General features: G+C 60.8%; 16 protein-coding genes and 1 pseudogene. 4 read left to right on the top strand and 13 right to left on the bottom strand.

Going from position 1 to position 18,336, the window contains the following annotated elements:
* Positions 1-14: 14 nt before the first annotated feature.
* Positions 15-662: a hypothetical protein gene (locus HARCEL1_RS13240; protein WP_159076954.1), complete on the bottom strand. Its 648-nt coding sequence runs from the start codon at positions 660-662 to the stop codon at positions 15-17.
* Positions 663-986: 324 nt separating this feature from the next.
* Positions 987-1,499: a hypothetical protein gene (locus HARCEL1_RS13675; protein ID WP_233357367.1), complete on the bottom strand. Its 513-nt coding sequence runs from the start codon at positions 1,497-1,499 to the stop codon at positions 987-989.
* A 245-nt stretch (positions 1,500-1,744) separates the two neighbouring features.
* Between HARCEL1_RS13675 and HARCEL1_RS00735 the strand changes: the two are divergent.
* Positions 1,745-2,619 (top strand): annotated as a pseudogene (locus HARCEL1_RS00735) (IS5 family transposase).
* Between the two features lie 86 nt (positions 2,620-2,705).
* Here HARCEL1_RS00735 and HARCEL1_RS13235 read toward each other — a convergent pair.
* The 9 genes from HARCEL1_RS13235 to azf all read right to left on the bottom strand — a co-directional run bounded on the left by HARCEL1_RS13235 (position 2,706) and on the right by azf (position 14,111).
* Complete coding sequence (locus tag HARCEL1_RS13235) at positions 2,706-3,299, bottom strand: hypothetical protein (protein ID WP_159076953.1); 594 nt, start codon at positions 3,297-3,299, stop codon at positions 2,706-2,708.
* A 2-nt stretch (positions 3,300-3,301) separates the two neighbouring features.
* Positions 3,302-4,159 (bottom strand): hypothetical protein, encoded by an 858-nt coding sequence (locus tag HARCEL1_RS00730; RefSeq protein ID WP_108380717.1) that lies wholly within the window; start codon positions 4,157-4,159, stop codon positions 3,302-3,304.
* A gap of 113 nt (positions 4,160-4,272) precedes the next feature.
* A complete protein-coding gene (locus HARCEL1_RS13230) occupies positions 4,273-4,953 on the bottom strand; it encodes a hypothetical protein (protein WP_159076952.1) in 681 nt (226 codons plus the stop codon).
* 3 nt (positions 4,954-4,956) lie between these two features.
* A complete protein-coding gene (locus HARCEL1_RS00725; RefSeq protein WP_159076951.1) occupies positions 4,957-11,151 on the bottom strand; it encodes a hypothetical protein in 6,195 nt (2,064 codons plus the stop codon).
* A gap of 365 nt (positions 11,152-11,516) precedes the next feature.
* A complete protein-coding gene (locus tag HARCEL1_RS00715) occupies positions 11,517-11,942 on the bottom strand; it encodes a type II toxin-antitoxin system VapC family toxin (RefSeq protein WP_108380715.1) in 426 nt (141 codons plus the stop codon).
* Positions 11,939-12,232 carry a hypothetical protein gene (locus HARCEL1_RS00710; protein WP_108380714.1) on the bottom strand — a complete coding sequence of 98 codons (294 nt, stop codon included), beginning with the start codon at positions 12,230-12,232 and terminating at the stop codon, positions 11,939-11,941. The genes HARCEL1_RS00715 and HARCEL1_RS00710 overlap by 4 nt, the downstream gene beginning before the upstream one ends.
* A 49-nt stretch (positions 12,233-12,281) precedes the next feature.
* Entirely contained in the window at positions 12,282-12,713 is a 432-nt protein-coding gene (locus HARCEL1_RS00705) for a hypothetical protein (protein WP_108380713.1), read from the bottom strand.
* The gene (locus tag HARCEL1_RS00700) at positions 12,710-13,279 is read right to left on the bottom strand and encodes a DUF7342 family protein (RefSeq protein ID WP_108380712.1); all 570 of its coding nucleotides are present in this window, start codon (positions 13,277-13,279) and stop codon (positions 12,710-12,712) included. The genes HARCEL1_RS00705 and HARCEL1_RS00700 overlap by 4 nt, the downstream gene beginning before the upstream one ends.
* 70 nt (positions 13,280-13,349) lie before the next feature.
* Entirely contained in the window at positions 13,350-14,111 is a 762-nt protein-coding gene (gene azf / locus HARCEL1_RS00695; RefSeq protein WP_108380711.1) for an NAD-dependent glucose-6-phosphate dehydrogenase Azf, read from the bottom strand.
* 82 nt (positions 14,112-14,193) lie between these two features.
* Between azf and HARCEL1_RS00690 the strand changes: the two genes are divergently transcribed.
* The 3 genes from HARCEL1_RS00690 to HARCEL1_RS00680 all read left to right on the top strand — a co-directional run bounded on the left by HARCEL1_RS00690 (position 14,194) and on the right by HARCEL1_RS00680 (position 16,052).
* Positions 14,194-14,580 carry a dihydroneopterin aldolase family protein gene (locus HARCEL1_RS00690; RefSeq protein ID WP_108380710.1) on the top strand — a complete coding sequence of 129 codons (387 nt, stop codon included), beginning with the start codon at positions 14,194-14,196 and terminating at the stop codon, positions 14,578-14,580.
* Positions 14,581-14,659: 79 nt separating this feature from the next.
* Complete coding sequence (locus tag HARCEL1_RS00685) at positions 14,660-15,580, top strand: DUF7544 domain-containing protein (RefSeq protein WP_108380709.1); 921 nt, start codon at positions 14,660-14,662, stop codon at positions 15,578-15,580.
* Between the two features lie 76 nt (positions 15,581-15,656).
* Positions 15,657-16,052: a DUF5790 family protein gene (locus HARCEL1_RS00680; protein ID WP_108380708.1), complete on the top strand. Its 396-nt coding sequence runs from the start codon at positions 15,657-15,659 to the stop codon at positions 16,050-16,052.
* A 25-nt stretch (positions 16,053-16,077) separates the two neighbouring features.
* On the opposite strand, the gene HARCEL1_RS00675 is transcribed toward HARCEL1_RS00680, so the two are convergent.
* Both HARCEL1_RS00675 and HARCEL1_RS00670 read right to left on the bottom strand, forming a co-directional pair.
* A complete protein-coding gene (locus tag HARCEL1_RS00675; protein WP_108380707.1) occupies positions 16,078-17,496 on the bottom strand; it encodes an outer membrane protein assembly factor BamB family protein in 1,419 nt (472 codons plus the stop codon).
* 50 nt (positions 17,497-17,546) lie between these two features.
* Positions 17,547-18,275, bottom strand: coding sequence for a creatininase family protein (locus tag HARCEL1_RS00670; RefSeq protein WP_108380706.1), 729 nt, complete (start codon positions 18,273-18,275; stop codon positions 17,547-17,549).
* Between the last annotated feature and the right edge of the window lie 61 nt (positions 18,276-18,336).

The raw sequence follows: 18,336 nt of genomic DNA, 5'->3' as shown, positions 1-18,336 counted from the left end.
TAATGTGTTACTATTCACACGTATGAGGGGGTCGCCGAATGTGTATTGCCTGTCTCTTTCACACTTAGACCAGTAGCAAGCCCTTGGGACAATGATGCTTGGTTATCAGTCGGCGCAGACAATTTTCTTATATTTTCTTTATTTAAGAATGATTCCATCTCATCACTAATTTCTCCCTCTACCTGTACATAGTGATTTCCAGATAGACTATTTTCGCGTCTGTATGCAAGCTGGGTTTTCAGTTGATCCTTGTCGGCTTTCGTCAAGTCACCGTGTTTCACTTCAATGGTGTCCCCACTCTTCAATTCGATATCAATCTCCGTAGCCCCAATTTTCGTTTTCACGTTCTGCCCTACCTTCGTAACTACCCTCCCGCCTTTTTGTAACGTTGCCGCCACTGTCGCTTCGTGAGCATAATTCAGGAAATTCTCTTTCGAGCTTCCCGAGGCAATATTTTTGACGAGACTATTCAGTCCCTGTATGTCGGTGTCAGCATTTTTGAGCGTTTCGAGATTATCCGCAATCCCTTCGAGCTTGGCGTATTCCACACCTTCTCCCTGCATTTTGCCGAATTTGGTGGGCAATATTTCTGAATCAACCCCGCGGAGATAATCACCAATCCGGTGCAGGCGGGCATAGAAATCAGGACCACCTTCGGCCATCGCACGGCCAACGCCCTTGCCACTCTCAGCAAGAATTTGGCCCATTCGACGCTGTTCGTCCGGCGAGAGTTGTCGAACTTTGCTGGCATCGATCTGATCGAGCCCACGCCGGACCTTCAGTGCCGTCCCCGCCGTCTTCGCGCCAGAATAGCTGCGTTTCGCCAGTCATCCGTACGACGCGAGTGGCTTTCGACGTGGACTCATACACGACACCGTTGTCGTTGATCCATTTCCGTGTCCGAATAGCTCTCCGCAACTGCCCAGTCGTACGTTGGCGGCCGAGAAATTTGTCGTGGAGTTAGTCAGAAGTCGGGTGCCAATCAGTTAACTCTCGATGCCATCGAGTTCCTCATGTAAATCATCCAGCAGTGGTTCAACGTACTCGGAGCCAGCATCGGGATCATATTCCCGAATAGTATCGAGATAGGTCTTAGCAGCGTCAGCAATGACTGCGGCAAGCTCTCGCGTCGGCGCGACAGCTTCCGGTTCGGGAAGTTTTGGGGATTGTTCTCCGCGGTAGTCCGGGTTTTCGGCGGCTTCCTCGCTGTAGCAGAACGCGAGATTCGTCCGTCCATCGCCGGCCGGTTCGAACACGAGATACATCGCATCGATATAATAGTCATGAATATATCGCTTACTATTAAGTGCAGCCTTCGCACCTTCTAGTAATTGGATGATATAATGCTCAACATAATCTCGAGTGTACGCCCCCGAGTCTCCAAGGATAAATGTCTCCCCAATTTGCAAACGGGCCCCAACAGGGACGTTGAATTTTCCCTGCTCAAAGGCTTCGTGTGCACGTTCGTCAAAGTCAAACTCCAATGAAATGTGGGTCATACCCAATCACTGGCGGGGAAGGACCATTTTTCAATTGCACTCCCGGACTTTGGGAAGGAAGTAAATATCGATCCATCTTCCACGATCACTTTCATACGTTTGATACCATAATCATGTCCATGTTCAGCTGGTTTAAGCGTATACTGTATCCTGTTACCACTTCCAGCGGCACTGGTGAATCGCAATACAGCGTCGGATTCGACCGTTAGAACTAGTTGGATGAAGCGGGAAATCGCCGGTTATCCATGTCGAAGATCTCCCGCTTCACGACGAAGGTCGTGACGTTAGCCAAAAATGCTGTTGGTGGGCGAGGCGAAGTCGCCGCCCCCGAAGGGGGTGGCGGCTTCGCCGAGTATGCCGTCGTTTCGCTGCATTGTCTGCGGGTTTACCTCGAAAAATCGTATCGAGAAGCACTCGACCTGCTGAGCGAGATGCCACATATTCTCGGGGAGATCGGCCTCGAACCGGCCGATCTCCCGGATCACTCGACGTTAGTGAAGTGGTTTGAAAGGATCAAGACCGCGCTCTGGCGCGTATTGTTGCGCCTTTCCGCACAACTGCACGAACCGAGCGGGCACGCCGCGATCGACGCGACGTTTTTCGACCGCGAAAACGCAAGCAAACACTATTGCCGTCGAACGAATTACCGCGTTCAGACGCTCAAAACGACAGCTCTCGTCGATACAGAAAGCAACGCGATTCTCGACGTTCACTGTACGACCGAGAAACGTCACGACACACAGCTCGGCTGGCAGGTCGCCCGCCGCAACGCGGGCGACCTGCACAGCCTCGCGGCCGACAAAGGATACGATTGGATGCAATTACGTGAAAAACTCCGCGAAGAGGGCGTGAGACCACTGATCAAACATCGTGAGTTCCGGCCCATCGACCACGCGCACAACGCGCGGATCGATGGGCCTCGATACCGTCAACGATCGATGTGTGAGACCGTCTTCTCGTCGATCAAGCGCATGCTCGGTGACAGAGAGGGAGCGAAGCTCCCTCAGGCAGTCGGACGTAGTCCGACGACGCCGTGCGTGCGCGATCCTGGTATGGTGAATTTCGAGAAATCGTCCTGATGTGTATCGTTCACAACATCAAGCGGGCGGTGACACAGTGAAATCAAGCTATGTCTGGCGATTCACCACGGCCAATTTGACCTAAAAACCAGATTTCCATTGACACCCCTGTTTAATCGTATCGAGCCTATTGGTCAGATAGAAGTTGGTCAGGATGTCGCCACCAGAAACTATCCGGGAAATATTCAATAGCTATCTGTCCTTTTAGATCGGATATCTCATCTGATCTGTAAAATTTCATGATACAACTCATCACTTCATCCAGCGCTTCAACTTGGGGCCGCAATCCCTCTGGGAGGTCATCTTCGCCGAGATAATCTAAGAGAATATGAATACTATCTCTCTGTGATAGTGACTGTCTGACTTCATCATTCATTGGGTCAAGGCCAAGTATATGACAGACAATCATTGGGTATTGGTTGACTATCTGATTAAGTTCATAAGCACACCGCTTGTCGAATGATTCAGTAAATTCATCCCTTAGTATCTCATTTTTCATCTGAATCCGCTCAAGCCCGCCCTCAATTTCGGTTGAGCATTCACTCACACTGTTTAAATAATCATATATATATCCAACTTTGTATTCATTAACTATGGTGTTTTTTACAACTCGTCCTCTCTTATCTTCTTCTGTTTCTAATTCTTCTCGTGCATATTCGACAATTTCATCGTGCTTTTCGATGAAGAATCTCCCATCTTCTTTTATATCATCTACATTCATATTCATTTCACCTCAATTAGCTCCGATCCAACTCTTCTGTCAATATATTGCAGTGGTTGGTCTGGCCTGAACAGTGTCTGGATCCTTCCTTGTGGCCTGCCTCCGACAGCCAATTCGTTCGTGGAACGATCGTAAACGGCCAGATTATCGTTCCCCTTTTGATAGTAGACCTCAATATCGTCACGATTTCGGTTCATCAGTTCGCGGGCTTTCGTTCGATATTCGGACTTCGTCAGCGTCGGATCCCATTCATCAGCATGTTTCGTGTGGTGTCCCGAAAATCCTGTCCCCTTAGATGACCAACTTCGGTAGGTGCTGGTCATGAGATCATCCACATGCGTCAGGTCGATATTGTCATCGTCAACCAGCCGCCTGATGTTCGATGGTGCCACGTCACGATTGCTGAGCCGGGCAGCAGATCGACCCGCACCCTGATCGGCGATGCGTTTGAGCTGTCCGTAGTCAAGCTCATCAGCCAACTGTGCACCATCATCCGCTTTACTCACCATTCTGGCCATTTCCGCTTTTTCGCTCTTGTCGAATCGTTTGATCGTCCGAACGAATGCCTCGAGATCAACAACCTCCTCAGCCTGCTCGAATCGACTTATCGCCTTGATTCCGTCACCTGGGTCGCTTTTGACAAGCTCCCGTGCTGGCTTTCGGGCACTCGTCGAAAGCGAGTCAATCTCTTGGACCGCCCGATCGAGTTGCTTGTACGAGTCGATATCGTCGCTGTCGGCCGCCCGCGCCACAGCCGTCCGGAAGTCACGATCCGTCCAGCCGTCGGCGATGAGCCGCCGGGCCGGCCCGTCGCTTTTCGCCAAGACACCTACTGCGTCGTCGCCCGTCGCCGCGATCACCTCGTCAGCAGCGGCCTGTCCAGGGACGTGACGCCGCCATCACCGGGTGCTTTCCGGATCAGCAGACCGGCGTTCGCCCTCTTGGCTTCCGGATAATACTATAATATATAATATCACATATCGCCATGCCAAGGAAGTCCAATATGATCGGCAACGTCTCGACAATCTTCCATCCAATCGAGAACATTATCATGACAAACAGTCATGATCGATCCATCGTTGAGTTCTTCAACTTTCCAAGCGGGGGCCGATAGTAAGGTTTCTCGGCCGTAGTAATCGATCATTTGCGGTGTGAATATAGCGAGCCAGGGCAAATACAGTAACCGACCCTCGGCAATTGATTCAGCAGTTATCGGCGGCTTCCGCAAATCATGTGGTGTGTCAGGAGTGAAGCTATAGACTGCTATAGGCCGTTCATCAACGGCCATATAACATATCTCCATTATATTTATAAACTCCCGAAGAGGTTCGTCTAGCTCAACGTCTAGTGGGTGTTCTTCACCGCCCTTCAAATACTGGAGATCGCTGATTGAATATTCGATTGTCGGTGAATCAGCCAGGGATATACTCCGCTGGGGGCTTTCGTATGTCAACTCATCCTCCTCAAGTGGCCAATGATCGTTTACACCAGCATATGATCCAACTTTGATACTTCCAAAGCTTTTGGGCTTGATCACCACACGACTTGAATCTATTTCGTCATATCTTTCCAGCGATTCCGAAAGCTCGTCCAGAACGCCCTGGGACTGTCCCGAGGGATAGACAAATTCAATGTGTATATAGTTCTCGGTCACGAGTCACTCCAGAGTGTCCCAACTTACGCCACGAGTATTTTCGATCAAGCGACCCACCTTATTTAGTTCTCCATCACTGTTGACGAACTCTCCACTGTCTTTGGCAACAACAGTCATCGTATCTGTCGAGTCAAGGTCACCTTCGAGTTGATGGGATATGTATCTGATAATTTTTGCTTGGATGTCCGGGTATTCAACTGCCCCTGATTTTGCTTCGATATACTCATCATTTCTTTTCAGAACATCCAGCTCGGTGTTTGAGCTATCACGGCCCAAATTATCTGGATTTAATGCCTCTCGGATCAGGTCTTCTTTGTCTGCCCGACTCCCAGCATCGGCGAAATCCATCTCCTTGATGATCTGATCTACTTGGTCACTATTGAGTTCGTCGAACCGGACAGTTTGTCTCGTCCAGCCGATTTCAGCGACATCACCAATGTCGTCGACATAGCCATTCGCGACGTGGAACTCGTACATCGCCCCGCGAACATTATTCGTCGTACTGTCTGCAATATCGTCGGCAATAACGTGTTCGACTCCGTCTACGTCCGCGTCTCGTAGGTCCGCTAGATCCTGGCTGAATAGTTCTATTTCGTCCGATTCGATATCGCCATTTGCATATTCTCTGGCGAGAGTACGACGCATTCCATCAGCGCCAGCTCCATCATAATCCAAGAGTTGCCCAAGTGCTCGGTCGTCAAGCTCGTCGATCAGTTTCGCCCCGCTTCCGTCCGCATCTGCGATTAACTGCCGAGCACGACGGTTCTGCGCCCCATCGAGGCTCTCGACTTTCTGGACCGCCCGATCGAGTTGCTTGTACGAGTCGATCTCGTCGCTGTCGGCCGCCCGCGCGACCGCGGTCCGGTAATCGATGTCCGTACCGCCATCGGTCACTAACTCTTTGGCTGGCCCGTCGCTTTTCGCCAGCACGCCCACTGCGTCGTCACCCGTCGCCGCGATCATCTCGTCGGCCGCTTGTTTCCCCGGCCGATCGAGGTCGTCGTACCGCCGCAACGCCGTCGCCAGCTCGTCGCTATCGATGTCGCCACTGTCGTAGGCCTTGGCGAACCGCATCTGCGCCACGCGGTCGTCCATCTTCAGGAGGACGTCAGCCGCGTCGGAATCGGTCTTTGCGAGCGCGTTCAACGCCCGCTGGCCCGACCCGTCGGATCGCTTGATGAGCTGTGCCGACTTCGTCACCGGCGCGTCCACGTCCGTCTGTCTGAGATAGCTCGTCGTCCCGTCGGGCAGTTTTTCGAGCGAGTCCGTGATTCGCTCTCGTTCCGGGCCCGGTGTGCGGCCGTAGACACTCGCCAGCCGCCCGGTCTGGACGTCAGCGTCGGGCAGCGCTTTCTGGACCTGGCCCGCTTTCTGCCACACTGTGGGACGGAGCGCCCCCGGTACGTGATCTGGCGAGGCCGCCTTGACGGCGTGGACCATCAATTTGAGCTTCTTGGGGAGCGTCACGCCCTTCTGAACGAGACCCGTCGCTCCGGCAGTGAAATAGGACGGGACGATCGTCGCGCTGGCGTACCCGAGCGTCCAGCCACCGGCAAAGGACGCGTGCTCCGTCGTCCCGACCTCGAACGGATTCCGGGTCTCCTCGGGCTCAATGAAGCTATCCAGGATCAATTTCGGAAGTTTGGGCAGAATCGAAGGATCCTTGATGATCGTTTGGGCCAGCTTAACCAACGCCTTGATCGGCCCCAGTGGATTGGTGGCGAGTTCTTTGATGCCGACTGCCGCTTCGTAAGCTACGGTCGAAACGCCAGAACCCATGCCCAGACCCTGAATTACCTTCTGCTTTTTAAATGGGACCAGGGATTCCGCCATCGCCGCGGCTTCTCCCGCGGCATCTGGCCCCATGATCGTCTGGTTCCGAGCGTTCCCATGGGTGTCGACCGAACGGACAGTCACAGGCTGGCCGTGGAATAACCGCTTTCCGGCTTCGAGATACGCCTCAGTGTACGAGTCTACCGTGAGTTTTGTGACCTTTACCTCCTCTTCACCGGAGAACGATTTCGACTTGAGCTGTTCTCCGTTCTGATACAGCGTCACGTCCTCGACGCCACTCGGGTCGATCACCCGTACCTTTACGAAAATCGAGGACTCTCTCGCCGCGATACCATGCAGGGCGATCGGTTCGACCACTGGCGCGCGGTAATCGTGAATCGTGGGGTCCTCGCCGATGCCGAGTTCTTTCGCGTCCTTGAGGCCGTCGTGGTCTGTGTCCGCGCGGTCTGGATTGGTACGATTCCACCGCTCCTCAAGATCGTTCAGGCCATCATTGTCCGAATCCGCGACGAGGGGCTCCGAGTACACCCGGATCGAGGTCAGGACTGCGCGCGCGTTCGAGTCGTTTCGTCGCCGTTCGGCGTAGCTGGTGGCCTGCTCATCTGTCTCGGCGACCAGTACGGTCCAGCCGTCGCGTTCCTCTTCGTCCGTCAACCCGTCACCGTCAGTATCCTTTACCGTCGGGTCGGAGTGAACGCGATCGACGACGATCTGGCCGCCCTGAATTCGCTCGCTGAGATCGCGGCCCGACACGCCGACCTCCTCGCCGTCGGGGACGCCATCGTTGTCGGTGTCTGCGTCGTGGGGCTTGGTCGAGAACGCGTCGACGGGGCCGTTCTGCGGCACGATCGTCGCGCGCTCGACGCGATCCGAAAGCCCGTCGCCGTCGCTGTCTTTGTGCGCCCGGATGGCTTTGATCGAGGCGGACGTGTTGATCGCCCGCACCTGCAGAACCGCCTCGCCGTCGATCTTGTCGCCCGAGAGCCGCTGGGTGGCGAGGCCGTCAGTGTCCGGATCGACCGTCCAGGCCGCCGAGCCCTCCGAGGAGCGCGCGACCAGAGTCAGCGAGGCGTCGTCGCCCACCGCACTCGCCTCGTAGCTCACCCAGATCGGATTCTCACCGTTCTCGCCGACATCCGGGAGTGACTCGGTCCACGTCGTCGTGCTGCCTGGGCCGGGTTCGACGGCATACGGTGAGCCAGTCGCCACAGAGTCGGCTTCACTCGGTGGCGCGTCGAGTTCGTCGCCAGTCAGCGCGTCGCCGAGGACCTGATCGGACTGCAGGCCGTCCGAGCCCCAGTAGTTGCGCCGCAGGTCGACGCTGGTGTTCGACGCGCGAGCGTCGACGAGCGTACCGGACCCGTCGAACGTCGACTGTGTGATCGTCCATCGGCTCCGATCGCCCACGTCGACGGTCGTTTCGTTGTTTCCGGCGAATCGACTGTTCGTAATCTGCCAGGACGTGGTTGTTCTGCCATCTTGGAGTGCCGTTTCGGCGATTCCACGATCGTTGTTCACGATCGAAAGTCCACTCGCCTCGACACGACCCTGGAATTGTTTCGCTCTAATTCCGGCCTCGACGCGGCTGAGTGAGACATCGTCGATCGAAGCTGAGCCCTTGAATCGGGTGAGAGCGAGACCGTTCCCCACGGGATCCTCGGTATACATAAACGCTCCCGTGACGTCGGTTTCAGAGACGGACCACGCCCCGGAGGCGTTTGTCGCGATGATTCCGTGGTAGACCTGCTCGATCACCACGTTTCTGATCGTCCAGTCGCCGCTCGAACTGTGTCCAGAAATCGCCTTTTCAGTCGTGTATCCAATTTTGGCGTCCTCGACCGTCCAGTCACCGGTCGAGCCGTCAGCGTAGATCCCCGATAGTTCGACCGTCGAAAGCGTCCAGTCACCACTCGACTGATCGGCCTTGATCGTGTGGTCCGTGCCACCGGACTCGGCCGTGCTGTTCCGGAAAGCGACGTTCGACAGCGTCCAGTCGCCGCTGGACTGGTGCGCTCGAATGCCGTAGCCGTCGCGCGTCCGCTCGACGAATGCGACACTCGACAGCGTCACGTCCGCCTCTGAGCCGTTCGCCTCGACGCCAGTCGCCGCGCCCGCGACCTTGCTGTTCGAGAGTTCGACGTGGCCTGCCGTATCAGTCACGTCGAGACCAGCGCCGTCCGTTGGCCGAATCTCCACGCCGCTGATCGTCGCGCTCGTCCGCACGTCGATCGCGTCTTCGTCCGTCGGACTCTCGATGATCGCTTTCTGCCCGACCAGCGTGACACTCTTGTCGATCGTCAGCGCCTCGGGATACGTGCCCTCGCGGACGAGGATCGTCGCGCCCACGTCCGCGTCGTCGATCGCCGCCTGGATCGACGTGTAGTTCGCGCTGCCGTCCGCGGCGACTTCGCGGTCGACACTCGCGGGCACCGCCGGCGTCAGGTCGACGCCGACCGATGCGGCGGCCGGCGAATCGAACTCCACGGGCGAGGGCGCACCGATCGTCTTCTCGCTCGTGTTGACCTGGATCGACGTGCCCTCGGCCTCGTAGATGCCCTCGCCGTCGGTCGTCGTGTTGTCGAAATTCGTCGGATCGGCCGCGTCGACTCCGACCGAGCGCTCGACGCTGCCGGTGTAGGGCTTGACGTAGCCCAAATCCTCGACCGTCGCGGAGATCGTGCCCGCGTCGGCGTCGACGCTCGTCGACCCGACGCTCGTCCAGGACGTGTCGCCCGTTCCGTCCCAGCGATAGATCTCCAGGGCGTCCCGCTCACTCGCGTCGAGCGAGTCGTCGACCGGGACCGTGATCGTCGCTTCGTCGTACGGGACCGTGCTCGACACCCGGATCGCCGTGCCGTTGGTCGGCCCGACCGAGCCCGAGACGTCCGAGATGGTGACCGCGCTCGCCACGTCGCCCTGGCCGGTGATTTCGACGCGTGCGCCCGTCTCGTCATCTGTTGCGACGGTCGTCAGCGTCTCGTTGCCGTCCACGACGCCGTCGCCATCGGTGTCGGGATCGGTGGGATCGACCTCGTCGATGCGCAGTTCGGCGGGATCGTCGAGGCCGTCCGAATCGCTGTCGATCAGCGTCGCGTTCGTGCCGTGCGCGCGCTCTTCGGAGTCGTTCAGCCCGTCGCCGTCGGTGTCGGCGATCCGGAGCGCGCTCCCGAAGTCGGCCTCTTCGCTGTTCGTCAGGCCGTCGCCGTCCTGGTCTTCCGCACCGTCGAGGACGCCGTCGCCGTCGGTGTCGCTATCTGTCGCGTTGAGCCAGCCACGCCGGACCTCGCTTGCGTCGGAGAGGTTGTCACCGTCGGTGTCCGCGTCGAGCGGGTCCGTCCCGGCCGCGAACTCCTGGGCGTTCGAGAGGCCGTCGCTGTCGAAGTCCTCGCGCCCGTCGATTACGCCATTGTTGCCGACCGCGTCGTCGATCGCTGACGACGCGCTGTCGTTGTTCGCGGGATCCGTCCCGGTGACGCTCTCCTCGTAGTAATCGGGCAGGCCGTCGTTGTCGCTGTCCGCGTCGAGGAAGTCCGGAATGCCGTCACCGTCGCTGTCGGTGTCGGCCTCTTCGCCGTCGGGAATGCCGTCGCCGTCGGCGTCGGGGTCGCGCCAGTTCACCCGCCCGTCGAAGTCGACGTCCGGCGGGAGCGAGTGGGTGCGCGTGAGATTGAGTTCGCGGGCTGTCGAGACGCCGTCGCCGTCGTCGTCGGGGTCGAGGTAGTCCGGCACGCCGTCGCCGTCAGTGTCGGTCGTCCCCTCGCGAGCGTCGGGAATGCCGTCACCGTCGCTGTCGGTGTCGACGTAGTTCGGGCGGCCGTCGCCGTCCGTATCGTCGGTGCCCTCCTCGGCGTCGGGAATGCCGTCACCGTCGCTGTCCTCGTCACGGAAGTTCGGCTGGCCGTCGCCGTCCGTGTCGGGATCGGGGAACGTGCCGTCGTTTTCCATCACCGACGTGTTGACGACGCCCGGCGCGGTGCGCTCGACGGAGTGATTCAGCCCGTCACCGTCGGCGTCGTACACCTCCTCCAACAATGATTGCACGTCGTCGGCATCGACCTCACCGTCGCCGTTGAAATCGTACGCGGCGGTGTGATTTTGGACCGGAGGAGTATCGTAGTATGCATAGAATGCGTTGACGTCGGGGAAGTCCCATCTCCCGTCCCCGCTGATATCCTCGTACAGACCGTCACCGTTGGGGTCTTTCGGGACGGTTCCGTCGATCGGTTCGAGTTCCGACCGGTTCGGGCCGTACGACTGGGTAGTGGACTGGTCCGATGTGTTCAGTGTCGACGACTCCTCAGCGAGTCGGTCGTCCGCGAGACTGCGCTCGGACGCGTCCTCACCCAGTCCGGCGAGTGCCGGACCGACAGTGGCGGTACTAACCAGTAAGACGGCGAACAACACGGCGACTCCACGACGGACCTGACGGCGCATGTGTTGTCGAGCGGTGAATAGTACGTCGTATATAAATCCATCCATCTGGTCGAAAAAGAAACATATCCCATGTGTTCGATCGTGAGGGGTCGGCATCGGACAGGGGCGTAGAGGATCGATGAGCTTGCAGCCCGCGAATTCCCCCAGCGTCGTCGCCCCGGTGCTCGTCGACGAAGTGGCGCGTGGCTCGGTCACAGGACGACCGTCTCGATCTCGTCGAGATCCGCAAAATCGGGATCGCCGGAATAGAGCACCGTACAGTCGTCGTGAACGACGGCCGTGGCGAGGTGAATTCACGCCTGGAGTCGCGACGTGGGGCCAAACTGCGTGCCGCCTTACACGAGTCGATCGGGGTCCAACCGATCGACGATCCCGTCGAAGTCGTCGTCGAACGCGAGGACGTGGTCGATCTCGCGATCCTGGGCCAGCGCGATCGTCGTCGCGTCGGTGAAACTCAAGTCGTGATCGTCGTATCGATCGAATACGTCCCTGGCTTGCTGGAAGGTGTGCTCGTCGACGACGAGCAGTTCGAACGGACTCGCGGATCCATCGAGGTGGTCGGCCACGCGCCTGGCGTCTGCGTATCGACCGGTCCGGGCGCGGGTCAGTGTCACCGTCTCGTCGAAGACGTACTCAGAGACGAAGGGTTGGCCGTACTCACCGGCGAGAACGCGACGCATCGCCGCTTGAGCGGTGTCGTGACGGGGGACGTCTTCGTCGTGGTGGGCGTAACAGACACCCGTATCGACGATGACGCTCATTCGTTCCCGGCCTCGTCCTCGTAGAGCACCCGATCCACGTCCGATTCGTCGATCGGTGATCCGGACGCAAACGTCTCCCCGAGGAACTGATCGATCTCCGAATCGGGCAGCCCGTCGAACTCGTCGCGAAACGAGTCGATCAGGGCCGCTTTCGACGCGAACGACTGGCTGACGATCCGGTCGAGCAGCGCCTGCTGGGTCACTTTTCGGCCCGTTTCGAGTTTGATTTGCGCCTGGAGCTGTTCGAGTTTGTCTTTGGTGTCGGTCCCGATTTTCACCGACGTCGCCATACTCCTGGGTAGTGGATGCGACGCCGTATATGTTTCTACGAGGGGCAGGTCAGGACTCCCAAAAGGCGCGTTGTCGATCTTCGATTTCGGACAGCACCATCGAGAGAACGTCCCGCCAATCTCCGGGATGGGACGCGTCAGTCCCGGGCGTCGGGGCCGCTGGCCCCTCATGAACGTGATCTCTGACATTGTGGTCGGACGGATGTCGGTCCCACCGGTGATCGAAACTCTCCGACTCGTAACCTTCGTGGTAGTGGATCGAGAAGTCTCCGTTTTCGTACCAGACCACGTCGAGACGGGCGGATTCGACGTGATCGGGGTACCATCGATCGTCGTAAACACACACCAGTCGATCGGGCGCAACGTCTGGCTGGGCCTCGATGCGAGTGAATCGGTCGTCGCTCGCAAACCGGTCTCGGATGACATCCAGTCGGTCGAAATCGACCGGGGCACCGACCGCGTCGGAGTCGTCTTCGCTCATGCGGGCGAGGGCTGGTCCGCCGCGTCGTCGGCCCCCGACGCGAGGGCTCGTTCGAGCAGCGCCACCCGACGGCGGGCCGTTCGCCACGCGGAGACGCGCTCCCAGACGTCCTCGACGGTTCGGTCGGTCGATTCGGCCACCGCCGTTATCGAGACGGCGTCCGGTGACCTGGCATCGAATTCGCTACGGAACGTCTCGATACGGTCCGATTCGGTCTGGAGCAACTCGACGAGTCGCTCCCTCGGGTACTCCTCCCGGAGGCGCTGGACCCGCCGCCAGTTCAGATACGCCTGGTTCCGTTCGTAGGTGGCCGGCGATTCCGTAACCCGAGTTGCGATGCCCATGCGCTCGAACCAGTCGAGATACTCGCGTGCCGCGTCGACGCCGTGGCCCGCGCGGCCGGCAACCTCGCTCGCCGTCGCCGGACTGTCGAGTGCGAGGACCGCCTCGTAGAAGTCGTCACGCGTCCGATCGCCGCGGACGACCTCGTCCAGTGGGACCAGCGCACCGAAATCGGGTGGATCGGCGCGCTCCTCGGCGCTCGCCCGCTGCTCTGGATCGTCCATGGGGTTCGTACGGGCCGAAACGGAATAAATCTGTTTGGGACGGGATACTCCGTTTCGTGGTCGGGAGTCCTTACGCGACCTTCTGTTCGCCGTCCCACTCCGCGCTGTTGTCCTGTGGCTCGTAGTCCAGCGCCTCGCGGGCCCGCTCGATCGAGTAGTACTTGCGATCGTTGTCGCTGATGCCGTAAACGATTTCGAACTCGTAGTCGGCTTCGAGCGTGCGCTGGTGGAGGTGCGCACAGTCGGGATAGGAGAGCCACATCGCCTGCCCGCGCTCGTAGTCGATCGGCGGGTGGCCACGCGTGAGGTTGCCGATCCGGACGTTACAGACCGACAGATCGTACTCGTCGTGGTAGTATCGGCCGATGACCTCGCCAGTGGCCTTCGAGATCCCGTAGTGGTTGCCCGGGCGGGGGAACTCCGTGCCGTCGAGCAGGAAGTCGTCGTCGGGACGGTACATCTCGGGGGTGCGATCGGGCGTCTCGAACGCGCCGACGGCGTGGTTCGAGGAGGCGTAGACGAACCGATCGACGCCGGCGGCGACCGCCGCTTCGTACATCTTCTGGGTGCCGTCGATGTTGTTGGTCAGCACACTCTCCCAGGACGCCTCGGGCCGGGGATCGCCCGCGAGGTGGATGATCGCCTCGACGCCCGCGACGGCCTCCCGAACGGTCGACTCGTCGGTGACGTCACCGACGATGAACTCGTGATCGGGCTCCTCGGTCGGCGGGCTGTGAAGGAGGAGTTTCCACTCGTAGTCGTCGGCCAGCCCTTCGAGGATGGCCTCGGCGACCCGGCCACCGGCACCCGTGAGCAAGACCGGCTCGTCCATTCGGGTGGACATCCGCGAGCGGTCAGTAAGTATGATGTGGTTCGGACCGAACCTTCTCGGGCCCGGCCCACCGATCGGCGGTATGGACGACGCCGATCCCGAAGACGGCGACAGAGTCAGTGACAGGGGCCCGACTGCCGCCGAGAGTGCGTGTTTCGAGGCGGGCATCAAGCTGGGTGCGCTCTACCACCAGTTCGCGGGCACGCCGATCAGCCCCGCGAGCGCCGACGACCTGGCTCGCGCCATCGAGAGCGCGATCGCGAATCAGCCGTTCTGTGAGGGTGTCACCATCGACATCGACGACGAAGCGGTCGCGCGGGCCACGACCGAGTGGGGCTATACGGAGTTCACCGGCGACTTTGCGACCGTCGAGGTCGAGATCGTGACCGACGAGACCCGCGTGATCGCCCGGATGGCCGACGAGGACGGCTATCCACGGATGCGCGTCGAACGGGTCGAGCCAGTGTAGCGTCGGGCGAGCGGGGCCCGGCCGGCGAGTCGGTCGCCGTTTCCACGGGCATTTTGGGGCCCCCGGTGTGAGCATCAGTATGAGCTATGCAGCGATCGACGGCCTCTCGGCGGCGATCGACCTGGCGAGCGACCGGCTTCGACCGGTCGAGCGCAGCGAGTGGACGGGCCTGATCGCACTGCTGGTCCTCGTCGGCCAGGGCGGCGGGCTGATCCTCACCGCGGGGGCACTCGCGCCGATCGCCGTCGGCGAACTCCTGGGACTGCAGCCAGCGGGCGCGTACGTCGCCATCGCCGTCGCGATCGGCGGCGCGATCGGGCTGATCCTGGCGTCGTCGATCGCCGAGTTCGCGTTCATCGAAGCGCTCCGGAGCGATCGGGTCGCGATCCGGGCGGACGCAAGGCGCTATCTCCGCCACGGCCTCTGGCTGTTCGGGTTCCGGGTCGTCCTCGGAACGATCGTCTCCGTCGTCGTGATGGCCCCGTACCTGCTCGTACTCTCCGGAATGGCGGCCGGCGTCGAGGCGAGCGGCGCGCTGTTCGTGCTCGTCTGGCCGCTCGTGATGGCCGTGTCGATCCCGGCCGCGCTCGTCCAGGGGTTCACCCGGGAGTTCGTCGTCCCGATCATGATCGTCGAGGACTGCGGCCCGATCACCGGGTGGCGACGACTTATCGGCTCGATTCGAGCGTCGCTCGAGGAGTACGGCATCTACGCGGTCGTCATGCTCGCGCTCACACAGCTCGCGAACATGGTCCGCTCGACGGTGCTCTGGCTGACGGCGGGCGTGCTCGCCGTCCCGCTGATCGGTGGCTGGATCGTTCTCGGCCACGCGTCGGCGGTACTTGTCGCGCTGGGCGTCGGCTACGCGGGCCTGGCGCTGATCGCGCTCGCCGTGATCGTCGCGACCGTCGAAGTGCCCATCGAGACGGCACTGCGGTACTACCCGATGAGCGTGCTCGGCGGGGTCAGCCCCGACCTCGACCCGCTCGCAAATCGGTAACACAGCCATCGCACAGCAAGATTTCACTTCCGCTCTCCGGCTATCTTTTAAGCGATCGGCCCCGCGACTTTGACACATGAGTCAGGCGACACTGGGCGACGACGATTTGTTCGGCGAGGCCGCCACCGAGATGCGCACCGACGTCGAGGACAGCCTCGAACTCGCTCGCGCGGCGCTGCCAGAGGCCGACGCGATCTGGGATGTCGAGGCCGACAACGCGCTGGGCGTGCTCAACGGGCTTCGGTCCGCACTGGACGTCGGCGAGGCCACAGATCACCTCTACGACGCCAAGAAGTGGTACACCATGGGCGAGCGCGCCGACGCGTTCGAGGACGGCGACGACCTCGCCGCGGAGATCGAACGCGTCGAGGAGTTGATCGACTCGGTCGAGACCGCCCACGAGCAGGCCGGCGAGTTGGCGAGTACGCTCCCGCAGATCCGCGGCGAACTCGACGACGCGGACGACGAGTGAGCGGCCCGCAGTTGCCACTGGGCGGTTACGGCGGACCGCCGATGCGGACAGTCTCGTCCGAGGCGACGATCAGGCGGCGCCCGACGACCGCCATCCAGTCTCCGAACAGACGCGTCCGCCCGGCGTGCACCGCCGTAATCGATCGGTTTGCGATACCGACCGCGACGAATTCGCCGCGTTCGAGGCCGACGTAGATCCGCCCATCCGCGAGCACTGGACGCGTCGTGGGAACGCTCAGGAGGTCACAGAACCATTCCAGATCCCCACTCTCGGCGTCGAGGGCGTAGAAGCGTGGATATTCGGCTCTGCCGGACCCCTCCTCCCGACCAGTCACGTAGATCTGGCCGTCGCCCACCGCGGGTAGCTGATCGAATCCAACGCGGCCCGCTGCAGTGACGCGTTCGTCGCCGCCGACGGCCACCTCGTCGATCGACCCCTGTTTTGGCGTGGCCACCCATCGCGTCTCCCCCGTCGCGGGATCGAGACACATCAGCGACCCCAGGGTCGCGGGCAGGGCGTACAGCCCCGATCCAGCCACGACGTTGCGATGGAACGTCTGCGGGCCGGACCCGTCCTGCAGGTCGAACTGCCGCACCCACTGTCGGTCACCGTCGTGATCGACCGCGACGATCGAGTCGCCCGCCGTGGTCACGACGTGGTTGTCAGTGACGGCCGGTGGCCCGTGCGGGGCGATTCCCCGATCGATGGCGTCGACACCCTGAGTTCGCCAGCGAACGGTCCCGTCACGGGCGATGGCCGTCAGCGCACCGTCTGACTGTCCGACGACGATGCCGTCCCGGTATCGCTGGAGAGCCGTCGACCACCGCTGATCGTGCGTCCACAGTCGCGCACCAGAGCGGTCGAACGCGACGATCGCGGGGCCCTCCAGGAAATCGCCAGGGATCGTCGAGTAGATCCGATCGTCGGTGGTCGTCAGGTGGACCGTCGTCGAGAACGCCGACGGGTGGGCCAGGATTCGTTCGTCCGGATCGAGGTCCATCTGCGATCGCCAGAGAACCGTCCCGTCGTCGATATCGAAGGCGACAGTTTCGTGCCCGAGATGTGGCCCGACTCTCGCGACGTAGCCTGTCCCGTCGTCGACGGCGACGGTGGAGATGCCGACGACGGTATCTTCGACTGGCGTCGGCCAGTCCGTCGCTGTGAATGTACACTCGGTCTCGAAATCCCCGTATGGCCCCAGAGCGCCTGGATTGGCGGCAGTATTTCCGGGCCCGAACCGCGGGGCTGGCCACGACTGGCCCCCCGTCAGTTCAGGAGTCGTCTCGCGAGTCGTGGACCGCGTCGTCTCGGTCGGTGGCTCTGTCGTAATGTTCACGTCGACCGGCGTCACGGTCTCGCCTGTCTCCGAACGACTGCAGCCGCCCACTGCCCCCACAGCGCCCGCCGCCAGCGTGGCGAGATAGTCGCGTCGAGACAGAACCATACCGGCGCTCGGGGTGGTGACGCCTTGAATACCGGCGGTCGACTGTGACCTCACCGATGGGCGGGCGCGTCGAGCGATCGATCCAGCACCCGATCGACCAGCGAGTCCAGCGCGTCGACGGCGCTCTCGACGACCTCATCTCCCCGTTCGGCGGTCGCCCCGCGCGGGTCGCCGATCGTCCCGTTGTCCGTGAACTCGGCGAAGTCGTAGGCGAGATTCGTCCCGACGTGATACTCACCGAACGAGTCGCCAGCGCCCGCCGCGGCGTCGTCGTATCGATCGGGGTGGACGGACTCGGGCCGTTCGTCGGCGACGATCGAGGTCTCGACCGGGCCGGCGTGGCCCAAATCCGCGGCGTCGATCGCGTCGAAGTAGGTGTACGCGACGGCGTACGCGCGTTCGGCCCGGGAAATCTCGGCACAGACCTCCCGGAGCGCGTCGCTGTTGCCGCCGTGGCCGTTGACGACGACGATCCGTCGCCAGTCGTGGGCGAGACAGCTCTCGATCGTCTCCCGGACGTATCGTCGGAAGGTCTCGGGGCTGACCCAGAGCGTCCCCGTGAACTGGCGGTGCTCTGCAGAGACACCCACGGGAATCGTCGGCGCGACGATGGCGTCCTCGCGGTCGGCGGCGGCCTCGCGAGCGATCCGTTCGGCGGCGATCGAATCCGTCCCCGTCGGGGCGTGCGGGCCGTGCTGTTCGGTACTCCCCACCGGGAGGAAGACGACCTCGACGTCAGCGGCGTCGAGGTCCGTCCAGGTCGAGGCGGCGATGTCCATGCCGAGAGAAACACCGGCCAGCCCTTGAAGAATGCGGGGCGATGGAGAGATTACCACTGGG

It is taken from the genome of Halococcoides cellulosivorans, assembly GCF_003058365.1.
Lineage (GTDB): Archaea > Halobacteriota > Halobacteria > Halobacteriales > Haloarculaceae > Halococcoides > Halococcoides cellulosivorans.
Note: the sequence above shows the minus strand (reverse complement) of the source record. Positions and strands in the feature narration are given on the sequence as shown.